Origin of the sequence: Enterococcus sp. SMC-9 (assembly GCF_021011285.1) — a bacterium.
Lineage (GTDB): Bacteria > Bacillota > Bacilli > Lactobacillales > Enterococcaceae > Enterococcus_C > Enterococcus_C montenegrensis.
This window is the reverse complement of record NZ_JAILYE010000002.1, coordinates 406,046-430,819: the sequence shown is the minus strand read 5'-3', so window position 1 is coordinate 430,819 and position 24,774 is coordinate 406,046. Positions and strand designations below refer to the sequence as shown.

22 protein-coding genes and 1 tRNA gene are annotated in these 24,774 nt (G+C 36.6%); 13 read left to right on the top strand and 10 right to left on the bottom strand.

Annotated elements, in window-relative coordinates; genetic code table 11:
* Positions 1-105 precede the first annotated feature (105 nt).
* Entirely contained in the window at positions 106-417 is a 312-nt protein-coding gene (locus tag K4422_RS04795) for a DUF2316 family protein (protein ID WP_230709472.1), read from the bottom strand.
* A gap of 162 nt (positions 418-579) precedes the next feature.
* Here K4422_RS04795 and K4422_RS04790 point away from each other — a divergent pair, with 162 nt between their 5' ends.
* Complete coding sequence (locus tag K4422_RS04790) at positions 580-1,011, top strand: MarR family winged helix-turn-helix transcriptional regulator (protein ID WP_230709471.1); 432 nt, start codon at positions 580-582, stop codon at positions 1,009-1,011.
* Between the two features lie 128 nt (positions 1,012-1,139).
* On the opposite strand, the gene K4422_RS04785 is transcribed toward K4422_RS04790, so the two are convergent.
* Positions 1,140-2,930 carry an ABC transporter ATP-binding protein gene (locus K4422_RS04785; protein ID WP_230709470.1) on the bottom strand — a complete coding sequence of 597 codons (1,791 nt, stop codon included), beginning with the start codon at positions 2,928-2,930 and terminating at the stop codon, positions 1,140-1,142.
* 136 nt (positions 2,931-3,066) lie between these two features.
* Here K4422_RS04785 and K4422_RS04780 point away from each other — a divergent pair, with 136 nt between their 5' ends.
* The 3 genes from K4422_RS04780 (at position 3,067) to K4422_RS04770 (ending at position 4,587) form a co-directional block, all read left to right on the top strand.
* The gene (locus tag K4422_RS04780) at positions 3,067-3,489 is read left to right on the top strand and encodes a MarR family winged helix-turn-helix transcriptional regulator (RefSeq protein WP_230709469.1); all 423 of its coding nucleotides are present in this window, start codon (positions 3,067-3,069) and stop codon (positions 3,487-3,489) included.
* Positions 3,490-4,446 (top strand): TMEM175 family protein, encoded by a 957-nt coding sequence (locus K4422_RS04775; protein WP_230709467.1) that lies wholly within the window; start codon positions 3,490-3,492, stop codon positions 4,444-4,446.
* 68 nt (positions 4,447-4,514) lie between these two features.
* Positions 4,515-4,587, top strand: a tRNA-Gln gene (locus K4422_RS04770).
* A gap of 90 nt (positions 4,588-4,677) precedes the next feature.
* On the opposite strand, the gene K4422_RS04765 is transcribed toward K4422_RS04770, so the two are convergent.
* Positions 4,678-6,213 (bottom strand): helix-turn-helix domain-containing protein, encoded by a 1,536-nt coding sequence (locus K4422_RS04765; protein ID WP_230709465.1) that lies wholly within the window; start codon positions 6,211-6,213, stop codon positions 4,678-4,680.
* A 654-nt stretch (positions 6,214-6,867) separates the two neighbouring features.
* On the opposite strand from K4422_RS04765, the gene K4422_RS04760 reads away from it, so the two are divergent.
* The 5 genes from K4422_RS04760 to K4422_RS04740 all read left to right on the top strand — a co-directional run bounded on the left by K4422_RS04760 (position 6,868) and on the right by K4422_RS04740 (position 12,857).
* Positions 6,868-10,299 carry an MSCRAMM family protein gene (locus tag K4422_RS04760; RefSeq protein WP_230709463.1) on the top strand — a complete coding sequence of 1,144 codons (3,432 nt, stop codon included), beginning with the start codon at positions 6,868-6,870 and terminating at the stop codon, positions 10,297-10,299.
* A gap of 270 nt (positions 10,300-10,569) precedes the next feature.
* Positions 10,570-10,743, top strand: coding sequence for a hypothetical protein (locus K4422_RS04755; RefSeq protein ID WP_230709461.1), 174 nt, complete (start codon positions 10,570-10,572; stop codon positions 10,741-10,743).
* A 209-nt stretch (positions 10,744-10,952) separates the two neighbouring features.
* On the top strand, positions 10,953-11,327 hold the full coding sequence (locus K4422_RS04750; protein WP_206904414.1) for a pyridoxamine 5'-phosphate oxidase family protein: 375 nt from the start codon (positions 10,953-10,955) through the stop codon (positions 11,325-11,327).
* Positions 11,328-11,634: 307 nt separating this feature from the next.
* On the top strand, positions 11,635-12,483 hold the full coding sequence (locus K4422_RS04745) for a sulfite exporter TauE/SafE family protein (protein ID WP_206904416.1): 849 nt from the start codon (positions 11,635-11,637) through the stop codon (positions 12,481-12,483).
* Positions 12,480-12,857 carry a DUF1634 domain-containing protein gene (locus tag K4422_RS04740; protein ID WP_230709459.1) on the top strand — a complete coding sequence of 126 codons (378 nt, stop codon included), beginning with the start codon at positions 12,480-12,482 and terminating at the stop codon, positions 12,855-12,857. The genes K4422_RS04745 and K4422_RS04740 overlap by 4 nt, the downstream gene beginning before the upstream one ends.
* A gap of 169 nt (positions 12,858-13,026) precedes the next feature.
* On the opposite strand, the gene K4422_RS04735 is transcribed toward K4422_RS04740, so the two are convergent.
* The 4 genes from K4422_RS04735 to K4422_RS04720 form a co-directional block, all read right to left on the bottom strand.
* The gene (locus K4422_RS04735; protein WP_206904422.1) at positions 13,027-13,347 is read right to left on the bottom strand and encodes a DMT family transporter; all 321 of its coding nucleotides are present in this window, start codon (positions 13,345-13,347) and stop codon (positions 13,027-13,029) included.
* A gap of 314 nt (positions 13,348-13,661) precedes the next feature.
* The gene (gene proC / locus K4422_RS04730) at positions 13,662-14,444 is read right to left on the bottom strand and encodes a pyrroline-5-carboxylate reductase (protein WP_206904424.1); all 783 of its coding nucleotides are present in this window, start codon (positions 14,442-14,444) and stop codon (positions 13,662-13,664) included.
* Between the two features lie 31 nt (positions 14,445-14,475).
* Positions 14,476-15,234, bottom strand: coding sequence for an ABC transporter permease (locus tag K4422_RS04725; RefSeq protein WP_230709457.1), 759 nt, complete (start codon positions 15,232-15,234; stop codon positions 14,476-14,478).
* Entirely contained in the window at positions 15,215-15,868 is a 654-nt protein-coding gene (locus tag K4422_RS04720) for an ABC transporter ATP-binding protein (RefSeq protein ID WP_206904432.1), read from the bottom strand. Before K4422_RS04720 ends, K4422_RS04725 begins: the two co-directional genes overlap by 20 nt.
* 261 nt (positions 15,869-16,129) lie before the next feature.
* On the opposite strand from K4422_RS04720, the gene K4422_RS04715 reads away from it, so the two are divergent.
* Both K4422_RS04715 and K4422_RS04710 read left to right on the top strand, forming a co-directional pair.
* Positions 16,130-16,924, top strand: a complete 795-nt coding sequence (locus tag K4422_RS04715; RefSeq protein ID WP_230709455.1) for an HAD family hydrolase — start codon at positions 16,130-16,132, stop codon at positions 16,922-16,924.
* A 249-nt stretch (positions 16,925-17,173) separates the two neighbouring features.
* Positions 17,174-17,353, top strand: a complete 180-nt coding sequence (locus K4422_RS04710) for a hypothetical protein (protein WP_206904449.1) — start codon at positions 17,174-17,176, stop codon at positions 17,351-17,353.
* Positions 17,354-17,606: 253 nt separating this feature from the next.
* On the opposite strand, the gene K4422_RS04705 is transcribed toward K4422_RS04710, so the two are convergent.
* From K4422_RS04705 to K4422_RS04695, 3 genes are all read right to left on the bottom strand, one after another.
* Positions 17,607-18,266 carry a hypothetical protein gene (locus K4422_RS04705; RefSeq protein ID WP_206904451.1) on the bottom strand — a complete coding sequence of 220 codons (660 nt, stop codon included), beginning with the start codon at positions 18,264-18,266 and terminating at the stop codon, positions 17,607-17,609.
* Between the two features lie 102 nt (positions 18,267-18,368).
* On the bottom strand, positions 18,369-19,175 hold the full coding sequence (locus K4422_RS04700) for an alpha/beta hydrolase (RefSeq protein WP_230709453.1): 807 nt from the start codon (positions 19,173-19,175) through the stop codon (positions 18,369-18,371).
* On the bottom strand, positions 19,150-20,745 hold the full coding sequence (locus K4422_RS04695; RefSeq protein WP_206904456.1) for a PucR family transcriptional regulator: 1,596 nt from the start codon (positions 20,743-20,745) through the stop codon (positions 19,150-19,152). Before K4422_RS04695 ends, K4422_RS04700 begins: the two co-directional genes overlap by 26 nt.
* Before the next feature lie 210 nt (positions 20,746-20,955).
* On the opposite strand from K4422_RS04695, the gene fdrA reads away from it, so the two are divergent.
* Together fdrA and K4422_RS04685 are read left to right on the top strand one after the other, a co-directional pair.
* Positions 20,956-23,964: a DUF1116 domain-containing protein gene (gene fdrA, locus K4422_RS04690; RefSeq protein ID WP_230709452.1), complete on the top strand. Its 3,009-nt coding sequence runs from the start codon at positions 20,956-20,958 to the stop codon at positions 23,962-23,964.
* Entirely contained in the window at positions 23,954-24,769 is an 816-nt protein-coding gene (locus tag K4422_RS04685; RefSeq protein ID WP_230709450.1) for a DUF2877 domain-containing protein, read from the top strand. Before fdrA ends, K4422_RS04685 begins: the two co-directional genes overlap by 11 nt.
* The last annotated feature ends 5 nt before the right edge of the window (positions 24,770-24,774 follow it).

The following is a 24,774-nucleotide window of genomic DNA, read 5'->3' as shown; positions in this document are numbered from 1 at the left end:
GTTTTTGGCGCATTTTTTAGGCGATAATGAAAGTAGAGATTTTTCATAAGGAAAAACAGCGATCGATTGTTTTAGCTTTTTTTATAGAAAAATAGCGTTGCTAGATTAATAGTTGCCCCGACTAAGTTTCATTTTGTCTATTTTGTGACTATTTAAAAACCAGTACTGATGATAATCTCCGACAAGGGCGGTAAAGGGAACACCGACAATACCTTGTTGTGTTAATTTTTCTTCTAAATAAACTTTTAGAATCCAAGGATCTTCAAGTGCCGATTGCTCTAAGTGCAATATCCGTTCAATTTTTGCAGGAGAGACGTTAAAATCTTCAGCAATTAAGGTAGGACTTAAAGAAGCACGACGCATATTTTCTTGTAGTTGTGCAATCGTATCAATTGTTTGTTGGGTAGTTAATGACATGCTATTCACTCCTTATGCAAATGGATCATTTCAATTCTTTTAGATGAAAAGTTGTAATTACAACTTTTACAACGGCTAATATACGCTTTCCTTCTATAGTTGTCAATGGAAAAGTTGTAAATTTAACTATTTTCCATTAGACTGACTGCAGGGAGTGATAATATGTTAAAATCAGATTCCATTTCAGAAAAAATCTATCAAATTAGCAACTTACAACAAAACTTTGTCGCACAGTCATTAAAATACCTTGAGCTTAATCCAATCCAAGCACGAAGTTTAAATTATATTGCGCAGCATCCCGGTACGATTCAAAAAAATTTGGCTGGATATTTGGAAAAACCCAATGCTACAGTAACGAATATTTTGAAAAGTTTAGAAAAAGCTGATTTTATCAAACGAAAAATTCCAGTTGAAAATGAACGCCAAAAGCAATTATTCTTAACTGCTGCTGGTGAAAGAGTAATTGGCGAAGTAGAGCAGATCTTTGCCCAGTTAAATACTTTAGTAGAATTAGAATTGACAGCCAAAGAAATTGATTCACTAAATCAAGTGTTACCCAAAGTTGCGAGCGTATTCAGTAAGGAGAAATCTTAAGCTAGTAAATGCTAAATAAAAATAGAGCTATTTCCTTAGTTACGTTGGAAATAGCTCTATTTTTTGAACCACCAAAAAAGTAGGTCGCTTTAAAAGCTGTGCTACTGTTTTCTGTCTCGGTTATTGTTTTAAGCAGCCGCTTCAGTATTTTTAAATTGTGTTTGATAAAGCTTAGCATATAAGCCATCTTTTGACATAAGTTTATTGTGTTCACCTTGTTCAATGATTTGCCCATGTTCCATAACCGCAATCTGATCGGCATTAGCAATAGTGGAAAGACGGTGAGCAATCACAATACTTGTCCGATTTTGCATAAGGTTATCCATCGCTTTTTGTACATAATATTCAGAAATAGCATCTAAAGCAGAAGTTGCTTCGTCCAAAATTAAAATTTGAGGATTTTTTAGGATGATACGAGCAATTGCAATCCGTTGCTTTTCCCCACCAGAAAGCTTAATGCCGCGATTACCAACGACAGTATCATAACCATTTGGCAATGTCATAATGAAGTCGTGAATATAAGCCGCTTTAGTAGCCGCAATTACTTCTGCTTTGCTTGCATTTTCATTGGCATAAAGTAAGTTATCGTAAATTGAGCCGTTAAAAAGAAAGGTCTCTTGACTGACTACACCGATATTTTGTCTTAGACTGGTGAAAGTTACGTCTTTAATATTTTGATTATCAATGGTAACAGTCCCACTTGTCGGATCGTAAAGACGTGTGAGCAGGTAAGTTAAAGTTGATTTTCCCGCACCAGAAGGACCAACTAAAGCTAAAGTTTCACCAGGAAGAATTTGTAAGTTAATATTGTTTAAAACTTCATTTTCTTCATAACGAAAATCGACAGCGGTAAATAATACTTCACCACGACTAATGGTCAGATCTTTTGCTTGCGGGGTATTTTGGATTGTTGGTGTAATGTCCATATACTCAAAAATTCGTTCAAATAAGGCAAAAGAACGCATTAAATCAACTTGGATATTGGAAAGCTGGGTAACCGGATTATAAAGTCTACCTAAAAGTGAAGCAAAGGTGATAATGCCGCCAATAGTTAATTGTCCTTTGGTCAGTAAAAAACCACCAACTAAATAAATCAACATCGGCCCAATCGCCATTAAGACAGACATCGCCATGCGAAACCAACGCCCAGCTAAAGATTCTCTAATTTGTAAAGCAGTAACTTCTTGGTTGATTTCATCAAAGGTACTAAAAGCTTCATCTTCTTTTGTAAAAAGCTTCATTAGCGTACTGCCACTAGTGCTTAAGGTTTCTTGGGTATGTTGATTTAGTTTGCTTAAGGCACTTTGACTAGCAGCAGCAATTTGCCATCTTCTTTTGCCGACTTTACGAGTTGGCAAGATGAATAATGGAACGGTGACAAGCGCAACAGCTGCTAAAATTGGATTCATAGAAAATAACGCAAAAAGAGTCGTTGCTAAAATGAAGATGCTGCTTAGTGCATTGATAAAAGTCGTTTGAAACACTTGTTGAATGCCGTCGACATCACTGGTTAGGCGTGTCAAGATTTCCCCTTCTTTTACCGTGGTAAAAAAACTTTGAGGTAAAAAGGAAAGGTGACGGTATAAATTGTTTTTCATCGTCAGCGTAATATTTTTGGCAATCCAAGTACTTAAATAACCTTGGGCAACTTGTAAAAGGTTCAATAAAATCGTAGCCGAAATTGAAAGGCCCACGAGAATGCCTAATTGCGGTAAATTGTGTTTTGGCAAAGCTACGTCGACTATTTTTTGTAATAAAAGTGATGGCACAAGTCCCAGCGTGGAAGTAGCAAAAATTAAAAGAATTACCAGGATAAGTTTTAAGGCATGTGGTTTGAAATAATTGAGGATTCGACGGATGAAACTAAGTGTCAATTCAGGTTTTTTTGTTTGGTCAAAGTCAAAGCGCATTCGAGCCATTAAATCCCCTCCGTTTATTAGTTAGGTACCTAATTATTATACTACCTTTTTTGAAATTTGTAAATAGATAGGCACCTAACTATTTGACGAAAGAAAAATCATTGCGTAAAATTAGAACAATAAAGGATGTGTTTTGATGAAAGAAGAAGTTCTATTTGAAGAATTTCAGCGTTTGAATCGTTTGATGCGACGACGCCTAAAACATAAAACAAAGAAAGAGGAATTTTCCTTTGGTCAGAACCGATTATTACGGATTTTGGCTAGACATGAGGGGCATTCGCAAAAAGAATTAGCTGAAATGATGCATATCAGACCCGCGTCATTAAGTGAACTATTGAAAAAATTGAGCCAAAAAGGATATTTAATTAAAAAGCAAAATGAAACGGATCGCCGCATAACCAATTATTTTCTAACTGCAGAGGGTAAAAGCTACATTTCATCAATTCAAGATGAACAAAAGCATTTGGGACAAGATTTATTTGCGACGTTATCTACTGTAGAAAAAGAGCAATTGCATCACATCTTAAATAAATTGACCACGCGCTTGGAGGCAGAATAAATGAGCAATTTAAAAGAACGGGTACTTGTTTTTAGCGATGCTATTATCGCAATTATTTTGACGATCATGGTGTTGGAAATTCCAATTAAGTATGCCAGTAGCGGTGATATTGTCTGGCAAACGTTATTATCTGCTGTGGGCATTTATTTTATTAGTTTTTGTTTTGTAGCGAATTTATGGTTTCAAACGGCGTATGCTTTTAATCGAATTGAACAAGTTAAAAACAAGAGTTTGGTGGTTTATCTGCTCTTGCTATTTTTCTTGTCTTTGGTCCCAGCGGCGACGCGGATTTTAATTGAAGATACAACACAGCAGACAGTTTTGATTTACGGTATTCTAACTTTAATTGTGACAGTATTGATGCGCCGCTTGGTTACGGCTTTGACGAAGCAGTCAATAACGGAAATAAATTTACAAAAACGCCGCGTAGATGAATTAAATCGCCAAGATATGCTGAGTTTTATTGCCCGCCTAATTATTTTAATAATTGGCTTAGTTCAGGTCCATGTTGCCTTAGTTATCTATTTGGCATTGCCAATTTTAGCCTTTTTACAAAATATGATTGATCGCGAGGAAGATCGTTTTGTTGATACATTAGACCAAACAGAACAAGCTGATTATTTTGCTGATCGTAATCAAATTTGGGGCAGTTCAATGAAACGGTATTCGAAATTATTACGGGACTCTTTAAAAGATCCCAATGAAAAAGATGGTCAACAATGGGAAGATATTATGAAAGAGTGGCTGGGAAAAGTGGATCAAGAAATTGCGATGCGACAAAAAGCTATGAAAACCGCTTCTACTCATGAACAAGAACACTTGCAACAAGAGATTAATCGACTACAAATGCAAAAATCGCGACTGCAAGAGCGCGAAAATCACTTGGAACAACGCCCGTTCAACCGCAATCACCCGAAATTTCAGCCAAGTAGCAAAAAAACACTGTCTAAAAAATAGCGCATAAATGTAAGACAAAATAATTGAAAAGAAAAAAGTTTGGCGTTATCCTTTTTATGTTGCATAAATGGGATATAGCCAAACTGGTAAGGCACTTGACTCTGAATCAAGCAATTGCAGGTTCGAACCCTGCTATCCCAATAAAAAAGCTATAACAAATTGTTCAACGACTTATGAAAATACCGTCTATTTATAAAAAGTGCTGTGGCAACTAGTTGCTACAGCACTTTTTTATGTTAATGACAAACTAGATTGCTTCTTCAGAGTAGTAGGGGCAAAAGAAAAAGGATTTTGCGCTTTTTTTTGCAGCGCATCAAGCAGGTGTTGGAATAATTCTCCTTGATATGCGTGATGCTGTAAAGCTAAGAGATAAATCTCTTTATCAGCAGTAAAGTGATCTTTGGTCACCCCAATATAAAAATCATAGTTTGTATTTTCTTGATAGATTTCATAGCTGACAAATTTGATTTGATTAAGAAAATTTGTCAAACTGGTCATCATATAGTAATTCGGTAAAGGTTGAATACCGACAAAAAGCTCGATTTGATAGTGCTTTTTTTCCACGTAAGGGTAAACAGATTCTGCTAAAAAATAAGGTAAGTCTTTGACTTGCTGGGCTGACAGTAATGTTTTTTCTAAATAATATTCATACTCACATAAAAAGAGCTGACAGAAGGTTACCAATTCTTGATAGTTGTCTTTTTGTGTGACTACAGTTGGTAACATAGTTTGTAAGCGGGTAGCCGCAAGCAATGCTGGTGATTCCAATAAATAAAAAATTAGAAAGATATTGCATTGTAAGACTGTTGCTTCACTTTTAGTCAAGGGTTGATAAAAATAGTCTTTTTGTAGTTTCACGATGAAATCTTGGCTGATAGTTGCCGTGGGAATTCCTCTTGTCAAAAAATCAGTAAATTGTTGGGTAACTTTTTTTATTCGCCAATCATTTTCAGATAAATAGTGGTTGGTGAATAGTTTGAAATATAATGAACAGGCTGCATTTTCAATTTCTGCCGCATCACAGCTGAAATTGGCGAAATAATCTTCTAAAATCTTGGCTTTAGCTAAAAATAATGGTGGTGGACAGCTAGGTTTTGGTAGTGGGTGGTGATTTTTAAGGCGTAGGCGCGCGATTAATAAACAAGATAAGCCGACCCATTCATTTAATAAGGTAGCACCCTGATGTGCTAACTTATCCAATACACGTAATTCTTCTTCAAGGGAAATATCTGCTGCAAATAAGTCTGCACCAAAAGCGCCAACCCCCAATAGCTTGAAAAACACAGCCTGGACGTTTTCTTCATCGCTACTAGTAATGGTCATTTGGCCGGCGTTTAGCCAAACATCATATTTTTTTAAGTAAAGAGATAGTGGACGAATTCTCCTTAATAAAGTTGACTGACTAATAAAATGTTCTTGGCAAAATTGCGGCAAGGTTTTTTCAGGAGTTAGTAAGATGGCTTTTAAAATCTGATACCCTAACGACCTTTGAACTAAAAAGCGGAGATACGCTGTTTCTTTACTATTATCTTTTTTCCAAATGACAATCCCTTTTTCAGGAACAAGGGATCCCCAGCCTAAAGCAAGAAAATCTTCTTCCAGTTCTAAAACTAGTTGCGCTGCTTTTTTATAGTTCATATTTAATTCAATACTTAGTTGATTAATGGAAAAGTGAGGGCCTCGCTGATTATTTATATGGTGTAATAAATCTCTTTTTTCGCTACTAATTTTATCTAAAACTATTGAAAATAGTTCATTTATGACCATATTTTATTCTCCTTGTGGCAATGGATCTGCTAATTTTCTTTAGTTTAACAAATGTAAAGAGAAAAAATGTCTAATCTTTTTTACGGATGATTAAAAAATAACCAAAAATGAGTATATTTATCGTGAGATTGCTTTTGGCTGGAAGCGACGCACACTTTAGGATTTCAATCTTCTACGCAAGCTATTTTTTGTTAGCCAATTGGAATAGTTGCAAACAGGATGGCTGTTCTTCTTAACAAAATAGAAAACGAATCACAAAAAAAGACATCTGGCTAATATGTCTTTTTTTGTTACAGTTCATTATTTTTCATAACAGAGCTAAAGAACTTATTTTGCAAAAAGGGCGAAAAATTAAGGTTTGTCAATTTTGACAAAAAGTACAGAAAAAATTGATATTTTATTGCTATTTAAAATTGAGATAACATTTGCTTTTTAGTTTTTGTTGCTGCTATAGCTTTTTGCCTAAAATAAATAAAAAAGTGCTGTAATTTTTAATTGTAAAATTAGAAAATGGTTAATTTGACGTTAGAAATAGATTTGTTATGATGTGGACGTAGAGCGATAATTTTGTCTAGAAAAGCTTCAGCCTGTGGTTGATTATCGATTGAAGCTTTATAAAAAAATTATCCAAATTTTAGAAGGGATAGGTGTGAAATGAAGAAAAAAGGAATCGCGCTTGCAGTACTTCTAACAGTAATCGCCCCTTTTATTATCCAATTATGTACAGGATTTGCCCAAACTGCCGCTGCTATTACACTGCCGCTTGCAAATAAAGAATACCTCATTATGGAAAATGAGATAGTAAAAGTTCAGGCTAAAGCACAAAGCGAAGATCAGAGGATTATCTGGCAGATTCACTACGAAAAAACTACTGATGAAGTGACACCGTACAAATTAAAATTCAATTTTGTAAATGGAAAAGCTGCACCAGCTAGTAATTGGCAAAATGAGAGGCAATGGCTTCAAGAAACCAGTTTTACAGCCAAAAATGAAGGAACTTTGTTTGTAACGACACCAAAAACACAAACACAATTAAGGCTTTATATCCAAGCAGATCGACAAGATTGTCTTGAAACAGCTACTTTACAGAATGCTTTAAAAAAAAATGCCCCCACAGTTGATACAGAAAAATGCCCCACAGTAAGAATTGTTCCCGATGTTTTCACCGGCAAAGACGCTGAGGAAAAAATTTTGACAATGAGTCAAAAACAAACAAATTCTCTTAATGAATCAGACCCAAATAAACAATCCGTAATAAACGATTCAAAAGAAGAGAATAAAATAAACTCAGTTAAAACCAATGAAACACGCCCAACAAATCAACTGGCAAAAAGAACTACACATGCTGCTGTAACGGCAAAAGACTTAATCATCTCTCCTGATGTGTTGGCAAATGTCACCGTAAAATCTGCGGCAAAAGAAAATGGGGATGGTATCTGGACAGCTGGGGTAAAAACAGTCTCTAAACCTAATGGTACCCAACAGACTGGTGAAAAAAATGATTACAGTTATTATCAAGATGCAATAAAAACGAATAATCGTTATGCACAATTTTCTAAAGGCTCAGGTTCTAGTGTAATTGCCTATCCAATTGAGGCCGTTAAAAAACAAATTAAAAAAAATGGCACAGGCAGTATTTTGCAATACACCGACACCAAAAATAAAAAGATCGATGAAGTTATTGAGCTAAATTTTAGTGAAGTTGGTTTTTATCTCGATAGTAACAGTGACTTAAAGCCAGTAGGAGCTAAAGTTACAATTTCCAATATTCAAATTGGGGCAGGGCCAGATTGGTTGAAATGGGATAATAACGATTCGCTCTATCCCTGGCTGGAGTTTTCTAACAATCTTTTTTCTGGTGTTTTATACAGTTTTGTCCAAGGCTTTGATATTGATTTTGAGTTCTTTGTAAAAGGCGATACTGCAAAACTTGTTCATTTTGAAAAAAATGATAATTCAGTCTTTACTTTTGCTTCTTTAAACGGCTACGGAAAAGGAAATCTCCATCCTTCAAAAGATGCGGAAAATATCGCAATACACGAGTTTGCCGGACTAAGGAATAAAGAAGAAGGGCAACTTGTGGCAGATTCATTATTAAGCCAAAATGAAGGCGGAAAATATTATGCTACTGCAGATACAGGTGGAAAGTTTGATGACCATTTAGGAGCGGCAAACTTTAATTTAGCTGCCGTTTCTTTTGCCTTAACTGGAACAAAGCAAAGCTTTACTATGGGCTCTACCCAAGGCCGGGCTTGGAATACTTTTGCAAGTAGTCAAGTAAAAAAAGTGCAACAAAAAGCACCCACCAAAACGGTTCAACCGATAAAGCAATATAAAAAAGGCGATGCTTGGAATGAACCAACTGGCGCAAGCTCAGGATTTGAGCAACGTTATTGGAATGACTTAGATAGTTACGATGTAAAAAATATATTACCGTGGGATTTACCTAAAAACTATCGTCAAATACAACACAATGCAGAAACTGGAGCATTAGCAGCTGGGGTACCGCCAAAAGCGGCACGTTTTGTGGAGCCAAATAGCGAACATTATTATTTCATTAATCAAGAAACAATTAATCTGTATACGGAGTCAATTTTGATGCCAGAAAGTTATGTTATTACAGATACCCTACCAATAGGGGTCACAATTAAAGGTGCACTACAAGATGTGCTGACACTTTATAATTTAGATGGGCAAATACTTGAACTATCTGAAGAGGAGATAGCATATAATGCCAAAAATAGAGAATTAACAGTAACTATCTCGAAAGAAAATACCATGAACATTCATAAAAAGGCAGCTGAAAATGCCTTTAAAGGTCGGGACTTCAGCTTACGGGTTAAAGCAAGTGTCGTTGACAAATTAGATGAAACAAGCAGCGCTGTGATGACCAATAGCGCAAAAGTAAAGTTTGTTTATGCGGCAGAAAGCGATATGGAAGAAAAGCTCACCAATAAAGTACAAACGCGCTTAAAAGAGGCCACAGTCAATGTAACGTTGACAAAAATAACCGAAGGAAATGCGGCACTTGATGGCGCGGAATTTGGCTTATTTACAGATAAGACAGTTAGCACTGCTAAATATATGACCAAAGCAACGGATAAAACTGGGAAATTACAGTTTGAAAACGTGATACCGGGTCAATATTGGCTAAAGGAAACCAAAACGCCCACCGGTTTTCAAACAATGGAACCGCGTCAAGTGACCATTACAACTACCGGGGAAATGATAGCAACAGGAATAAGTAATAATCAAGTCACAAATAAGTTAAAACCAATTCAAATTTTCTTAGAAAAAATTGACAGCAACGCACAGGCACTTTCAGGTGCAGTATTTAAATTGGTAAATCAGGCTACAAAACAGGAGTACCCTTTTGTAGCCACAAAAGAAGCGGGTAAATATGTGTTAGAAAATTGTCCTACTGGAAGTTATAAACTAATTGAAGAACAAGCTCCAGCAGGCTACGAAAAAATTAGCGACGCAATTGGAACACTAAAAATTACTGACACCGGAGAAATTACCTACTCTTTAAAAGGGGCAACAGTTGATAAAACTAAGGATACAATCAAGGTGAATTTACCAAAAGTCCAAAATCATTTAAAAAAATTCGATTTAAACCTGGTAAAAAAAGATGCCGCTACGAAAAAAACGTTAACCGGCGTAGTCTTTACACTATTTGATGAAACAGGGACACAAGAAATTAGTACGAAGTCGACAGATGCGCATGGGAAGCTGACCTTTACCGGCTTATTAACAGCAGGGAAAACCTATCGCTTACGAGAAGTTGCCCCGTTAGCTGGTTATCTTCCTTTAAACTATGATTTTCTAATCAAAGTGGCAAATAATGGTAAAATATCTGTTACTTATAACGATAAGGATTGGGACTACACCTCTGATAACAGCGCAACAGGGGATACAAATAATTTTATCGCGCTAATAATCAAAAACCAAGCCCGAGGGTCACTACCTAACACCGGAGGAAATGGGCATCACCCATTCCAGTTACTAGGACTAGGCGCTATTTTTGTTGCGGGCATTTTAGGTTGTTGTTACCAACTAAAAATAAGGCAAAAAGATGCATCTTAATGGAAAGACGATTATTTTTTTCAAGCAGCCCTTTTCCTTTCGTTTCTGGTAAAGTGCCCCAAGATCCTAAATGGCTTACCAGAAAAAAGAGCCGCAAATACAAAACTACCAAGAAACTGCTGAAATACCAGCGCCCCCCATTCCATCGATAGGCCAGCTCAAGTGTTAGAAACGCTGATTTCAACTGGATGAGTCTGAACCTGTAAAATGCATTAGCAAAACAAACGAAGCTGATTTAATTCGTGACTGTAAAAATTAGGAGGAATAAAGATGAGAAAAAGTTCAAAGATTTTATGTATTTTAACGATGTTTTTCGTGTTATTACCGTTATTTTGGATATTTGGTGAAAAAGATGCAGCAGCGGCCATTGAAACGCAAACAGTCAAGCTGCACAAAAGACAGTTTGAAAATTATCCCAATGAAAAAACGTCCAATTTAAAGTGAAGGTCAAAAAAAGTGGCCAAAGTTTTTAGTTACAAAAAATTGTTCCAAATCTTAACCAATTGTAAGTGCAGTTACCCTATGAAAATAAATCTTCAATAGGAAAATTTACAACGGAAATAAATGACGAAATAAAAGACGAATTATTTCGGTTTTTTCTTAATTGGTGTTAGATTTTAAAAGTAGTTTTTAGATGAAGGGAAGTCCTTAAAGTGTTAAATGAAAAATTACTTGAAGTTTTAAATCATGAAGGTGCCGTTACTATTATTACCTCCAGCCAACAAGCACCAGGCTTTCATGCAGTGAACACGTGGAACAGTTATATCCATGTAATTGATGATAAATTATATATTCCAGCCGCAGGTATGCATTCAACTGAAGCAGATGTAAAAAAGAATAATCAAGTGCTTGTCACACTAGGTAGTAAGGAAGTTGAAGGAACAGTCGGGGCTGGCGCGGGTTTTCATATTCTTGGTCGTGCAAGTTTTATTACAGAAGGTCCCATTTATGATCAAATGAAAGCCGACTTGCCATTTTTATCCCGAGTATTAGAAATTACAGTTGAAAAAGTCACGCAAAAAATTTAAAGATTTTAGCATTTCTATATCAATAGATAGCGCTTGTAGTACTAATGAATTCTATTAGCACTACAAGCGTTTTTTAGCAGTTACAAGTATATTTTTTTACAAGGGAAAAGGGTAATTTGACTGCTTTTGCGTTACCCGAACTTTTCAAACTCTCTGCTAAGAAAGAAGCAAGCAGCTACGAAAATGAAAAGCCCTTTTAATAAATTTTGGTCTTATGTAGCAAGGTTGAAGGATTTTCTTATTGTTGCAGATTGTTTTGCGTCGCTTTTGCATTTTCTTTGGGCTACAATAAAATGGAGGTGAGACAATGATTTTACAAACAATTTTATTATTATTCGGCGGTGCATTAGGTGGTATTTTAGGCGCTGTCTTGGGCATTGGTGGGGGCATTATTTTGACGCCATTTTTGACGTTAGTCATTGGTCTGGATATCAAATATGCTATTGCAGCTAGCATTATTAGTGTGATTGCAACAAGTTCTGGGGCGACGATTGCCTATTTGAAAGACGATATGCTCAATTTGCGAATTGCAATGTTTTTGGAAATTGCAACAACGATTGGAGCGATTGTCGGGGCAATTTTAGCAAGTATAGTGGCACCCCAATTTCTTTTTGTTTTGTTTGGTGGTTTTTTATTATTTTCAGCAGTAAATATGATTCAAAAATTAGTAAATAAAAAGACAGAAAAGATTGCGGTAACTTCTGATCCATTGGCTGAAAAATTGAAACTCAATGGCTCTTACTTTGAAAAAACGACCCAGCAGAAAGTCGACTATCAAGTTGAAAAAGTACCAGCGGGGTTTGCCATGATGTTAGCAGCTGGTTTAGCTTCTGGTTTACTTGGTATTGGTAGTGGCGTTTTTAAAGTAACCGCGATGGATACGATTATGAAGATGCCTTTAAAACCCTCCAGTGCTACGAGTAATTTGATGATGGGAGTAACTGCGGCGGCATCGGCAATGGTCTATTTTTTCAACGGCACGATTATTCCAGAGGTTGCAGCACCACTTTCATTAGGGGTTCTAGCTGGAGCACTGCTAGGTTCTCGCATTATGCAGCACTTGCAACCAAAATGGATTCGTTTCATCTTTATTCCCGTTTTGGTTTTAATGGGACTACAAATGGTCTTACGCGGATTTGGGGTGAATATTGGATGAGGACAAGTAAAGAGCAAAAAGAAATTCAAGCAGTCGAGTTTGCAATTGGGAAAATTTTACGCATTGGGGTAATTGTTTCGGCTGCGATCATCTTTTTTGGTTTAGTTTTACTTTTAGCAAAAGGTGGGACTGGCTATAAAATAAACGAAACACCCAATACGTTGACCTTAATTTTGACTGGATTATGGGCCTTAAAACCCGGGGCCTATATTATGGCTGGAATTTTTTGTCTAATCTTAACACCAGTCCTCCGAGTAGTGGTTTCAATCTATGCTTTTTTGAAAGAAAAGGACTATTTATATGTCACCATTACCATAATAGTTTTAATTATCTTATTGATTGGTATTTTTACGGGCTTTGTCGAAAGAAAATAGTAAAAAATTTGGACCGCATAAATGACACAGTAAAATAGCATTGGCTACTAGGCTAGTGGTGTCAGTTTATGGGGTCCATTTTTATTTTCATAATAAAATTTATTTACTCCGTGTTTCAATTGAAATTTTGGTCTCGTAGTAGGTAACAACATGAGGATGCAAAGCTTTTTTAATGCCCACTAGTGACTTTGATCCCAATAATTCCCACCAGCAATAACGCTACGAATAACCAAGTTAAAGGTGCTAATTTATCATGGAAAAAAACCACACCGACGATGATAGAGCCAACAGCGCCAATTCCTGTCCAAACTGGATAAGAAAGACTCATTGGCAACACCTTAATAGCTTTTGATAAAAATAAAAAACTGGCGATCATCCCTAAAATTGTATAAATCGAATAGTCCAGCTTGGCAAAACCTTCACTCGCTTTCATCATCGTTGACCAAAAGACTTCTAAAATACCTGCTAACCCTAAATAAATCCACGCCATTTTAATGCGCCTCCTAAATATTTTTAGCAAATTGTGTCCTACTTTTTGTAAAAGGATACCTTAAACTAGGGACAATGAATTTTTGAAAAATAGTGTCAGTTTCAAAAATGTTGCCGCAATATAAAGGTCCTCTGATCAGCAAGACAAAATAAAAAAAGAGGGCACCATTCCTACAAAGACCTAACGGAATGTTTTCCTCTTTAAGCTGCCCGGTAGCAGCGAATAATTGATTTGCTTGATTGAAATTTTAGCACAAGGGGGCAAAAAGTCAATTGGTGTCACTCAAATGAGCAAATTCTTACTGATTTCTGACACTATTCTGACATTGTTGCATCAATTGCGGCAATTAAAGCATGACGAAAGTTGTTTGCTTCTAAAGCAGCTACCCCGCGAATTGTGGAACCACCTGGTGACGTAACGCCATCTTTTAGTGCTGCAGGGTGAATTTTACTTTCTATGGCTAACTTCGCTGTGCCTTGCAACATTTGTTCCACTAATTCATAAGCTAACTCGCGTTTTAAGCCATGAAGTACCCCAGCATCGCCTAAACTTTCAATGAACATCGCAACAAAAGCTGGCGTGCAGCCAGCAATAGAACCCACAATTTCTAAGTCAGTTTCTGGTACCTCATAGACAGAACCGAGTGGGGCTAAACTTTTTAGAATAAATTCCTTCGCTTCTTGTTTGATATTTTTTGTAAAACTTATTCCCAAAACACCTGCGCCAACTTGAACAGGGGTGTTCGGAATGCAGTGAGCAAAAGGATAATCTGTTCCAAGCACTGCTTTCATGTCACTTAAAGTTACGCCACCAGCTACGGAAACAATTGGAATATTCTTGGCTAATACAGTTTGGGGCAATGATTTTAAAATGGGTAGGACACTGCTATTATTGGTCGCAATGATCAGTAAATCCATGGCAGTTAAATCAGATAAATCAGTTAACAGCGTGAAACCCAATTCCTTTTGTAAATTTTCTGCGGTTTGGCTGTGACCTGCTTTAACGTAAATATCTAAAGCGGCTACCTTGTCATCATGAAGCATCCCTTTAATTAGCGCACTTCCAATTTGACCCGCACCAAAAAACGCAATTTTCATCTAAATTCCTCCTCATAATCAATTAAAAATTTTAGCGAAGTTGTAAATCATGGTTGAAATAATTTTTATACGCTTTGTAACCGGCGATAATTGCACCAAGGCTTGTAGTTGAAAGTAACATAAAAGTTACCATGATTTGATATTTGATCGCATGTACAGGATCTACGCCGGCAAAAATCAGACCCGACATCATGCCCGGCAAGCTTACTAACCCCACCGTTTTGGCAGAGTCAATAGTCGGCTGCATCGCTGTTTTAATACTTTCTTGCAAAATCGGTAAAGCGGCTAGTTTTACCGGAGCGCCAAGCGCAAGTTTTTCTAAAACCTGCTGTCTTTGGTCATGGAACTTAGCGTACAAATTGCGATAACATAAGCCAATCGCAATCATAGCGTTACTAGCTATCATACCGCTAATTGGAATAATTTGCGAAGGAATGAATTTGATTGCCCCTGTTGCAATTAAAACGCCCATAGTAAGATAAGTGCTAATAAAAATTGCCACAAGGGAATCAAGAAAATGTTTATGAATGCTGGGATTACGTTTATGGGCATTCCAAGCGGCATTTAAAACAATGAAAAAACTCATGCAGGTTGTTAACCAGAAATTATTGACTTGAAATAAATATTTTAAAAGATAACCGACAATAAATAATTGAATAACAGCCCGTAATATACTGTAAAAAATATCGCGACTTAAGCCCAATTGCTCCTTATAGCTAATGGCAACTGCAACTAAGACCAAAATAAAGGCTAAAACTAATGACTGATTATTAACGGCTAATTGATTCATTGGTGATTTTCCCCTTTTCTAACCACAATATTTTGCTGGCGCTGTGAATTTCTGCTGGATCGTGGGTCACTTGGATGATGGTGATGTTTTCTTTTTGAAGTGTTGCAATCAAATTGTGGACAATCCTTTTACTTTTTTCATCTAAGCCGACCGTTACCTCATCCAATAATAAAACTTTAGGTAAAAACATAATATTACGAATTAAGGCGACCCGTTGTTTTTCACCACCGGAAAGTTCAGTGATTTTTTTGGCGAGGTAGTTCTGAGGTAAGGCGACAAGCTGTAACAATTCTTCAGCTCGTTGATGATTGAAATCTTGATTACGAACAGTGGCAGGAAAAGATAAGTTATCGTAAACTGTTTTTCCAAAAAGACTTGGCTGTTGAAAACAGTAGGAAACTTGTTGTCGATAAGTAGCTATCTCATAATCAGACTGCTTGTTATCCTCAAAATAAATCGTGCCAGCAGTTGGTGTGAGTAACGTCGCGATTAATTTGAGCAGTGTGCTTTTACCACCACCGGAAGGCCCAGTTAAAGTTAAAAATTCTCCTTGTGATAAAGTAAAACTGATTTGATCGATAATCTTTTGATTTTCAACGGTGTATTCCACCTCAGATAGACGTAATAATGACATAAAATTCTCCTTAGTTTTAATCATTCAACTATTTATTTTAAATGAGTTAGTTGTTAAATTCTATTGACAGGACTTAAATGAAAAAGGCTATCAATCACGTAGAAGTGGGCAAAAAATACAATAAAAATGTTTAAGCAGCCATGAATTCCTACAAGCCCTCTTTTTAGGACAGATGCTTTACAAAGTGAAGTTGTCAGCAGACTTTTGGTGTAAGTTCGTTATAATAAAATTAGCAAGTTGTTTTAAAGGAGAGGGTAATCAATGGCAACAATTAAAGTCGTAATGAGTGATGTAGATGGCACAATTTTGAATTTTCACCACCAAATTAGTAATAATTTAAAAAATGAGGTCAAGAAATTAACAGCCAAAGGCATTCCTTTTGTTTTAGCTTCAGCTCGTTCACCAGAAGGAATGAAACAAATTAGTCGTGAGTTAGCACTGGAAAATGTGCCACTTGTGGCTTTTAACGGAGCTTTGATTTTAAAAGAGGCTACGACTATTTTTACCAAGCCCCTTGAAAAATATGAGGTTATGCGGATCCTCACGTTATTAACGGCTCATTTTCCTAACATCGGAATTAATCTTTATAGTGAAAACAACTGGTACGTCAATAAAGTCGATGAGCACATCAAAGGTGAAAGCAAAATTACGCAAATAACACCAAAAGTTGCAGATTTAGCTTCTTTAGCGGCAACTGTGCCGGTCCATAAATTGCTTTTAATCGCAAGTGAAGCTGAGATTAGTGCAGCCTATGAATTTTTAACACCTCAAGTAACCACTAGTGCACTTTATTTATCAAAAGAAAATTATTTAGAAATAACGCATCGCGCGGTTTCAAAAGCTGAAGCACTACGAAAGATTGCAGCTTATTATCAAATAACTTGCAGAGAAATTATGGCCTTTGGAGACAATTACAATGATTTGCCTATGCTAAAAGCAGCTGGTATTGGCATTGCGATGGCAAATGCGCCCCTTGCAGTAAAAAAAGCCGCAGACAAAGTAACCAAAACAAATGACGAAGATGGTGTGGCTTCTGTTTTAGCAAAACTACAATGACGACAACAAAAAAGAAAAGAGGGACTAATTTTTGTCCCTAAAAAATTGCGGTTTTTTTATCGCCGATTAAAATTTTGAAAAATTGTCCTACATGCTTATTTTAATAGCTTGTTCTATTTAAAAATCGGGAAGTATTAAACTTGCGATTGTTACCGTAATGTAAAAATTATTTGAATAATCAGTGAATTTTATTTACAAGCGTTATTTTACATGGTATAACCTTCCAAAAGAGAGTTTGAGGTGGTTCCCATGAAAAAAGAAGAAGTATGTATCAATGCGATTTATGAAGCAGATGTGATTGGTTATGAGGAACGAAAAACAGTCAAAGTTATTAGTATTTTAGAGCGAACTGTAACGGTCGAAGTTTTAGATTGCGGGCTGGTGGCCTTAGCAAAAATTGCCACGATGGAAGCTGCACTGACTGCTTAAGTAAAAGTTTTATTTAAAGAATAAGGTGAAATTTACTTGTTTTGATCTCTTTGGTTGTCTTAATTTTTACGTCATAAAGACAAAACTAGACTTTCAATTTTATAAACTTTCATCTGGAGTGTAGCGGAACATAATTAAAAAAGGGCTCATGTAGTTGTAGTCCAGCAGAAATAAAAAATACTCAAAAGTTTGATTTCTCACGGTGATTAAGGTGAGATTCATTCTTTTGAGTATTTTTATTTACAGCAAAAAATTATTTTTTTCTTGGCAAGACGGTGATGCGGTAATTATCGAAGTAGCTCGCATCGCCCCTACATTGGGTAAAAGCAAAGATACCCATAATAAGCGCACCAATGGTATTGGTTAATAAATCGCCCATGGTATCCATTAAAGCCGCACGGCCAACAAGATCAACACCACTAGCCCGGTAACGTTGTAAATTCATATCGCCAATGGTGTCACAAAGAAATTCCCAAAATTCCCAGAAAACACCGCAGACACCAGCAAAAGCAAAACCAAAAAGTAAAAACAACCAAGGGGAAACATCTTTACTTTGCGCCTTGTTTAACGCAATAGCAGCAATGCCATAGCCAAGGGCAGTTAAAACCATCGGGCTGATACTGTGGAGTAATTTGTCCCACCAACTGATATAGGCAATTAAGTGTAGACAAGTTCCTAAAAATACTGAAATTAATAGAAAGAACCAGTAAAAGATAACGATCATGGCTGGAATTTCAATGCGGAGAAACTTACGGCATAATTGCGGTAAATAAATCAGAATAATACCGGCAAGACATTCTACAAAGACTACTGGGGAATCTGTTCGGGCTTTTGTCACCAGCTCAAAAAAGTTAAATGCTAAGACAAAAAGTCCAAAAGTCAGTAAACCCAGTTGGATTTTTTTAATATTCATAAACAGACCTCCAACAAAAGTGTCAACAGTAACTGTTGCAATAAGTGCTAAATTCAGTATACCAAAGATACTGTGATTACTGAATTAAGAGCCATTTTAAAGCTAGTTGAGCCAAGCTGTTAACTGATGGAAAACGTCAGTGACAGCTTCATTTTCTTCTTTTAAAAAGTCGTGGGGCAGGTAATAAACAGGAACAAATTTACTGTCAGCGCTTTTTTTTGCGAGGGTCTTACTGTATCTAAAGGGCACTTCATTGTCGTTTGCACTAGCCGTGCTGAAAATCGGTGGCAGTTTGGTTAAATCAGCTTCCGTTAAGGTAAACAGTTTTTGATTTTCTTTTGTAATGCCATAGTACTGCGCTAACAAGTTGTGGGAAACACCATATAAATAAAGTAAATAGCGTTTCATAAAAGGATCATCATAAACGGGTGTCGTTTGGTCAATATCTTCGATCATAGCTGCAGTAATGGTCTCACTACTTAGACTACGCGGTGTGTCAATAAAAGTTAAATCATAATAGCCATAAAAATTTATTAACTGCTGGGGCAAAGTGCGGTTTTCTTTTTGCAAAAAAGTTGTTAATAGCAGCATTAAATAGCTCCCCGCAGAACGGCCGCAAAAACTAAAAGGGGCCCCTTTAATAATTGTTGTTTCTAATTCTTGCCAAGTTTGTTTTAATTGGGCAAAGATTTCAGCTAGGCTACTATTTGGTGCTAGTAAATAGTCAAAGCTAATAATCGTATAACCCCGTTGCAAAAAGACTTGGGCCAACTTTTCGGTCAAGTCGGCTTTACTGCCAAAAATTAGACCACCGCCGTGAAAATAAAGGATATAGCGAGGGGCCATTTTGGTTAAGGGCATAAAAATCGTGGCTTTACTACCGCTAGTTAAGGTAACTTGTTTTTTCAATTTTTTTTCTCCTTAATTTTAAGTGTAATAAGTAAGTGGCGATTTCAATATTCATCGTTTGCAAAGGATTGTTCAAGTCTAAAGCTAAAAGTTCTTGAATGCGATCGATACGGTAACGAATCGTTTTTGCATGTAAAAATAATACTTCTGAGGTTTGTTTGTAGTTGCGATTGGTTTTAAAAAAAGTAAACAGGGTATTGAATAATTCTGGTTGTCGCAGTTGTAAGTCAATGAGTTCAGGGGAAATTAAATCAGCGACTTCTGCGAGTTTTTCTTCTGAAATAAAATAGCGAAAAATTCCCAGATCTTGAATATCTACGACGTTTGCAATGAGATATTCTTGATTAAAACGCAGTATATCCAAGCAGTCAATTAGAATTTCTTTGATTGTTGCCACTGGTTTAATAGGACTTGTAGCAATTACCAAATGACAATTTTGACGTAAGGAATCAACTAGTTGTCGGCGAATTTCTTCTTTTGATAGACGGCGCTGTTCATCTTTTAAATTATATAAAACTAGCGAATAGTTGTGATGTTCAAAAAATAAAGTATGGGTACGTAAACTGCGTAATTTATTTCGTAGCATTCGTTTTTCTTCTGTTGGTAAATCTTTTGTGGCAAAGGCCACACCTTGATAGTAAGGATAGTAGTCCATTTTAGCTTCTTTTAGCAGGCTTTTTACTTCATCTAAATTGTTAGGGGTATTTTGTAAAATGGCATCCGCTAAGTTATTTAAGCGGGTGTAACGGTCTTTTTTAATCAGAAAATCCATTTGCAGTTTTTCTTGAATAACATCAATTAAGTTTTCGATGATCATCAAATCGGTTTCCTTTAGACCAACTTCACCTTCGTGAACTAAAAGAGTACATTCGCTACTAAAATTGTTGGCGATATTGGTTTCAAGAGCAAAATATTCTTTACTCTCACTATGGGAAAATAAAGTTAACAATTCATAGTGGTTTTTACTAAATTCTCCAATTGGCATTTTGACGCGTTTGGTGACCACTAACTCGTGAGGAAGCGTCCCAAAGCGCAACGTCAATTTTTGTTCTGGCAAGAGTAAAAGACAATCTTTTTGAATCATATGATAAAACTCCGTCATGATTTGTTCATAAGAAGAAAAGTTCCGGGTCAATCGGTTAAAACGTTGTCGGACTTCATAATATGTTTTTAAAACATGCGATTGATGATTCAAAATGGGCTGATAAATTGCCAAAACAATTTGTTCATAGGTAACATCTTTTTTTACTTTAATTAAGGGGAGTTGATATTTTCCACAAAACGATAAAAGCCATTCCGGTACGCGGTTAATTAAGCGTTCGACTTTGACCACCATACCGCTGACGCCAATTCCCCGCATTTTTTGAAAAAAGTCTTCAATTTCAGCTAGTTCCATGTTTTCAAAGGCATAAAGGGAAGTTAAGATCAGCTGATTTTTTCGACTCCACTTCTCAATATCCAACGCTTCTAAAATCATCACCGATTCAATTTCATTTTCTAAACCGATTTCTCCGGTTAACAACTGACTGTTTTGAAATATTTCTAACCGCAATAATTCATATATTCTCATTTTATTCTCCTTTTTTACGCTTTTGGATAAAAAATATGTAAAATTTTTGGAATATTATCAAGTGTAAACGCAATCAATAAAAAATACAATAAGAGTGTAAAGAAAATCAGGAATAAATAAACATCAGTTTTGACGTCAGCTGATTTAAATTGACTGGTTTTAATAAGTGAAATTTCTCAGGAGATTTTTTTGAAAACAAGGAGGAATAGTATGTTACAAACGGTGATTTTGAAAAATAATTATCAAGACTCAATCAATCTCATGCTATTAACAAATAAAATTAATGATTTACCAAATGTCAGCATGAGCCAAATTATGATGGGGACAGATGCAAATAAAGATATTTTACAAAATACGAATCTGTTAACGTCACAAGCTCAAAGTGCTTCACCAAATGACTTAATGATAGTCGTCGATAGTGAAGACGGAGAAATTATGGCAGAAGTGCTGCCGGCTGTTCACGCTTTTTTAGATGACTTATCCACCAAAAGTGAAACGACTGAAAATAAAACGGCCACTTCTTGGGAAGAGGCATTAACACAATTGCCAGATGCTAATATGGCGTTGTTTAGTATTCCTGGTGAATATGGCGCGCCTGAGATGGAAAAAGCGTTAAAAGAAGGTCTGCATGTCTTTTCATTTACTGATAATGTTTCTTTGGAAGACGAGGTGCGTTTGAAAAATTTGGCCCACGAAAAAGGCTTACTTATGATGGGGCCAGATTGTGGTACAGGGATTATATCTAGTATCCCGATTGCATTTACGAATGTTGTTTCGCCGGGGAATATCGGTGTTGTGGGTGCTTCTGGTACGGGTATCCAAGAAGTGACAACTATTATTGATCGGCTAGGAAATGGCGTCGTTCACGCTATTGGAACGGGCGGTCGCGATTTAAGTGATAAGGTTGGTGCAACTACGGTAAAAGATGCCATTGTGGCTTTAGAAAATCACGAACCGACTGATGTGATTTGCGTAATCTCTAAGCCACCTGCAAAAGAAGTGCGCAATGAAGTGGTGCAATTGTTACAAAGTGTCTCAAAACCAGTTGTCGCGATTTTTCTAGGAGAAAAACCAACCGCTCATGAAGGCAAAGTTTATTTAGCACATACATTAGAAGAGACCGCAAAAATTGCGATTGATTTAGCTAATGAAAAACCAATCCAAAAAAATTATTTTGAAGCGATGGCAAAACCAGCTGTACCTGTCTTGTCTACTGATAAAGTGGTGAAAGGTTTATACTCTGGCGGGACATTGGCAGCAGAAGCGGGCATGATGATTTCAGAAGCATTAGGTTTGGAGGGGCTAATAAAGCAAGCAGGCTATATTTTAAAATCCAATGGTTATGATGTGATTGACTTAGGTGATGATATATATACCCAAGGAAAGCCACATCCGATGATTGATCCTGAAGTGCGAATTCAAAAAATCCATGAATATGGTGCGCAAAAAGAAACTGGCATTATTTTATTTGATGTTGTTTTGGGTTATGGTGCACACGAAGATATGGTGGGCGCGTTGTTGCCAGCAATAAAAGAAGAATTAGCAAAAGCGCAAAATGAAGGACGTACGCTTTATTTTGTTGCAACGGTTGTGGGTACGAGAAAAGATCCACAAAACTATGATGAAACAGTGAAACGCTTAGAAGAAGCGGGCATTTATGTCGCGGAAAGTAACGCGAAAGCTGTGCAATTGGCATTATTATTAAAGGGCATCACAATTTCTGAAGCAGATAAAGAAGTCGTAGCTTATTCAGGTGAAAAAGTTGCGATTCCCCAGGCAAGTCAAGCCGTCATGGAGTTGTTAAGCACGAAGCCACGAATTATTAATGTGGGACTGCAAAGCTTCAACGATTCGATTACAGATTACGGGGGGAAATCGGTTCAATTTAATTGGCGTCCCCGTGCAAGTGGTAATAAAAAAATGATTAAAATTTTAAGTGCATTAGAAGACCATGCAGCAGAAATACAGGCTGAAAATGACAAAGTAATTGAAAAAATTAAGAATTCACAACCATTTTTAGTTGATGTACGACCAGCCAAAGAAGTTATTCAAGAATTAAATGAAGCACAAAAAACCTTGTTACATGCCGGTCCACCGATTACTTATGGGCAAATGACTGGACCGATGAAAGGATCATGCATTGGTGCGGCTTTATTTGAAGGTTGGGCCAAAGATGAAACACAGGCAAAACAAATGTTGGAAAATGGCGAAGTTCGTTTTATTCCATGCCATCATGTTCACGCAGTCGGGCCAATGGGGGGGATTACTTCTGGCAATATGCCGGTGGTTGTTATTGAAAATCGTTTAGATGGTACAAATGCATATTGTACGATGAATGAAGGTATCGGCAAAGTATTGCGGTTTGGTGCTTACTCACAAGAAGTGGTCGATCGCCTGCATTGGATGAAAGACATTTTGGGCCCAACAATTGCTAAAGCTTTAAAACAAACTCAAGAAGGCATTAATCTAAACGTTTTAATTGCACGTTCCATTACGATGGGAGATGAATTCCACCAACGAAATATTGCGGCTTCTGCTAATTTTCTAAAAGAGGTAGCGCCACTAATCGTTAAACTACAAATGGACGAAAAAGAAAAATACGACGTCATTAAATTCTTAGCTGATACGGATCAATTTTTCTTAAATATTATGATGGCGACAGGTAAAGCAATTGTAGATACTGCGCGTAAAGATACTAAAGGGACAATTGTCACGACCATGACACGTAATGGTGTTGATTTTGGTGTTCGCATTGCTCAAACCGGTGATGATTGGTACACAGCACCTGTTAATACACCAAAAGGATTATACTTCACCGGTTTTACAGAAGAAGATGGTAACCCCGATATCGGCGATAGTGCTATTACTGAAACGGTTGGGGTTGGAGCGATGGCAATGGTGGCCGCACCAGGAGTGACACGATTTGTTGGCGCTGGTGGTTTTCAAGATGCTTTGGATATTTCCAATGAAATGGAGCAAATTTGTCAAACGCATAATCCGACTTGGACAATTCCAACTTGGGATTTTAAAGGTACTTGTTTGGGAATTGATATTCGCAAAGTTGTTGAAACGGGAATTACACCAATTATTAATACCGGTATCGCGCATAAAAAAGCCGGTGTTGGACAAGTCGGTGCCGGCACAGTTAGAGCACCTTTAGGCTGTTTTGAAAAAGCATTAGAGGCTTATGCTAAAGTGTGGGATATTCATGTTGACTAAAATTGTTATTAGTGATTACCTCTTGCCTTTGGAAAAATTTGGCGTAATTGGATCGGTGCACAGCGTTTTTGAGCATTCTTTTAATCTCAAAGTTGGTGAAGCCTTAATTAATGTGGCCAATTATCATGAATATCTCTCTTGCTTTGGTTTGTTTGTTCCAACAGAAATGTTTGCAGCATTAAAACCTTATGTCAAACAAGGAGATCCCGTTAAAATAAAAAATGACCGCATTGTTTTTTATAATCAAATGCAAGTTAAAACCTTACCTCTGATAGATTACACAAGTGTTTCTTTAAAAGTGTCTGCTACACATCTGGAAAAAGAGCCGCTGCAATTTTTGCAGCAGCTCTTAGTAGCAGCCGATTTGGAAGAAAAAATTGGTATCCAAAAAGACGTAAATTTTATAGCTGTTAAAAATCAATTGTTGCAGCCAGAACAAGCAAATTGGGAGGCGGTAACTAAATTTCTAATTGGTCGTGGGCAAGGGTTAACCCCAAGTGGGGATGATATTTTAGTTGCTTATGCTTTTATTGCCCGTATTTTAGGAAAACCTTACGCCACAGATCTAGTAGCTAAATTGGCTAAACAAAAAGGACGCACGACAGATATTAGTTGGGCTTATATAAAAAGTTGTGAGACAGGTTACGTTAACTCGTTGATTTATCAATTGTATCAAGACTTAAAAAAACAGTGCAAAGAAAATTTAGCTCAAGATATTCAAAATATTATGGCAATTGGACACACATCGGGAAAAGATATGTGTTATGGCATTTATCTTGGGATAACTGCAGTTTTAAATACTTAAATTTT

What these genes read in the sequence shown, in the direction of transcription:
- K4422_RS04780 (WP_230709469.1), top strand. Translation starts at nt 3,067, where the DNA reads ATGAAAGAAGAAGTTCTATTTGAAGAATTTCAGCGTTTGAATCGTTTG.
- K4422_RS04785 (WP_230709470.1), bottom strand. Translation starts at nt 2,930, where the DNA reads ATGGCTCGAATGCGCTTTGACTTTGACCAAACAAAAAAACCTGAATTG.
- K4422_RS04745 (WP_206904416.1), top strand. Translation starts at nt 11,635, where the DNA reads ATGATTTTACAAACAATTTTATTATTATTCGGCGGTGCATTAGGTGGT.
- K4422_RS04720 (WP_206904432.1), bottom strand. Translation starts at nt 15,868, where the DNA reads ATGTCATTATTACGTCTATCTGAGGTGGAATACACCGTTGAAAATCAA.
- K4422_RS04715 (WP_230709455.1), top strand. Translation starts at nt 16,130, where the DNA reads ATGGCAACAATTAAAGTCGTAATGAGTGATGTAGATGGCACAATTTTG.
- K4422_RS04795 (WP_230709472.1), bottom strand. Translation starts at nt 417, where the DNA reads ATGTCATTAACTACCCAACAAACAATTGATACGATTGCACAACTACAA.
- K4422_RS04765 (WP_230709465.1), bottom strand. Translation starts at nt 6,213, where the DNA reads ATGGTCATAAATGAACTATTTTCAATAGTTTTAGATAAAATTAGTAGC.
- K4422_RS04710 (WP_206904449.1), top strand. Translation starts at nt 17,174, where the DNA reads ATGAAAAAAGAAGAAGTATGTATCAATGCGATTTATGAAGCAGATGTG.
- fdrA (WP_230709452.1), top strand. Translation starts at nt 20,956, where the DNA reads ATGTTACAAACGGTGATTTTGAAAAATAATTATCAAGACTCAATCAAT.
- K4422_RS04760 (WP_230709463.1), top strand. Translation starts at nt 6,868, where the DNA reads ATGAAGAAAAAAGGAATCGCGCTTGCAGTACTTCTAACAGTAATCGCC.
- K4422_RS04790 (WP_230709471.1), top strand. Translation starts at nt 580, where the DNA reads ATGTTAAAATCAGATTCCATTTCAGAAAAAATCTATCAAATTAGCAAC.
- K4422_RS04725 (WP_230709457.1), bottom strand. Translation starts at nt 15,234, where the DNA reads ATGAATCAATTAGCCGTTAATAATCAGTCATTAGTTTTAGCCTTTATT.
- K4422_RS04755 (WP_230709461.1), top strand. Translation starts at nt 10,570, where the DNA reads ATGAGAAAAAGTTCAAAGATTTTATGTATTTTAACGATGTTTTTCGTG.
- K4422_RS04695 (WP_206904456.1), bottom strand. Translation starts at nt 20,745, where the DNA reads ATGAGAATATATGAATTATTGCGGTTAGAAATATTTCAAAACAGTCAG.
- K4422_RS04705 (WP_206904451.1), bottom strand. Translation starts at nt 18,266, where the DNA reads ATGAATATTAAAAAAATCCAACTGGGTTTACTGACTTTTGGACTTTTT.
- K4422_RS04735 (WP_206904422.1), bottom strand. Translation starts at nt 13,347, where the DNA reads ATGGCGTGGATTTATTTAGGGTTAGCAGGTATTTTAGAAGTCTTTTGG.
- K4422_RS04740 (WP_230709459.1), top strand. Translation starts at nt 12,480, where the DNA reads ATGAGGACAAGTAAAGAGCAAAAAGAAATTCAAGCAGTCGAGTTTGCA.
- K4422_RS04775 (WP_230709467.1), top strand. Translation starts at nt 3,490, where the DNA reads ATGAGCAATTTAAAAGAACGGGTACTTGTTTTTAGCGATGCTATTATC.
- proC (WP_206904424.1), bottom strand. Translation starts at nt 14,444, where the DNA reads ATGAAAATTGCGTTTTTTGGTGCGGGTCAAATTGGAAGTGCGCTAATT.
- K4422_RS04685 (WP_230709450.1), top strand. Translation starts at nt 23,954, where the DNA reads ATGTTGACTAAAATTGTTATTAGTGATTACCTCTTGCCTTTGGAAAAA.